2 protein-coding genes are annotated in these 1,057 nt (G+C 78.5%); one reads left to right on the top strand and one right to left on the bottom strand.

The window, feature by feature from the left end; genetic code table 11:
- A partial coding sequence (locus IF73_RS0137050; RefSeq protein WP_031015921.1) for a CAP domain-containing protein occupies positions 1–491 on the top strand: 491 nt, incomplete at its 5' end.
- 7 nt (positions 492–498) lie between these two features.
- Here the strand turns inward: IF73_RS0137050 and IF73_RS0137045 are convergent.
- Positions 499–1,057, bottom strand: a 559-nt coding sequence (locus IF73_RS0137045; RefSeq protein ID WP_037881845.1) for a CAP domain-containing protein, incomplete at its 5' end; no start/stop codon positions are given.

The following is a 1,057-nucleotide window of genomic DNA, read 5'->3' as shown; positions in this document are numbered from 1 at the left end:
CCCCCACCCCCACGCCGAGTACCGCCGCCGCCACCCGCCCGGCGCCCACCCGCACGCCCGCCACCACCGCGCCGACCCCGACGCGGACCGTCGCGCCGACCCCGGCCGACCCGGGGGAGCGGGTCACCGAACTCGTCAACCGGCTGCGGGCCGAGGCCGGTTGCGGACCGCTGCGCACCGACGCCCGGCTGACGTCCGCCGCCCTCGCCTACGCCCGGGACATGACGGCCCGCGGCTACTACGGGCACGCCAGCCCCGAGGGCGAGTTCGCGGACACCCGGATGACCGAGGCCGGATACCGCTGGTCGGCCTGGGCGGAGAACCTGGCCCAGGGGCAGCGGGACCCGGCGGACGTGGTCGCGAGCTGGCGGGACGACGCCGCCCACGAGCGCAACCTCCTCGACTGCGCCTACCGCGACACCGGGGTGGCCGCCGTGCCCGGCCCGGACGGCACGGTCTGGGTGCAGAAGCTGGCCGCGCCGGCGAACTGAGCGGACGTCACCCCCGGGTGCCGAAGTCCTGCACCCACCACGGCCCGTCCGCGGTGAGGGCGATGCCGACGCCGATGTCGCGGAACGAGCAGTTGAGGATGTTCGCCCGGTGGGCCGGGCTGTCCATCCAGTCGTCCATGGCCCGCTCCGGGGTCTTCGGCCCCTTGTGGATGTTCTCGCCCCACGCCGACCACGGGTAGCCGGTGGCGCTGATCCGGTCGCCGCCGTCCCGCCCCTCGGGGCTGTCGTGGGCGTAGTAGTCGCGGGCCGCCATGTCGTCGGCGTGCCCCTGCGCTGCCCTGGCCAGCCGGGCCTCGGCGCGCAGCGGGCCGCAGCCGGCCCGGTCCCGTTCGGCGTTGGCGAGCGCGATGACGTCCTGGACGTAGCCGGACGCCCGGGACGGCGCCTTCACCGGGGCGGCCCGGGCGGCCCCCGTCTGCGGGGCGAGTCCGTCGGCCGCCGCGCCGGCGCCGTCTCCCCGAGGTGCGGGGGGCGCCTGCCGGGCCCCGGCGAGGGCCTGGGGCGAGGCGGGGGCGTCGGGGCGGGTGGGGGGTGGGGCCTGGCGG

Origin of the sequence: Streptomyces sp. NRRL F-5727 (genome assembly GCF_000719555.1) — a bacterium.
Lineage (GTDB): Bacteria > Actinomycetota > Actinomycetes > Streptomycetales > Streptomycetaceae > Streptomyces.
Note: the sequence above shows the minus strand (reverse complement) of the source record. Positions and strands in the feature narration are given on the sequence as shown.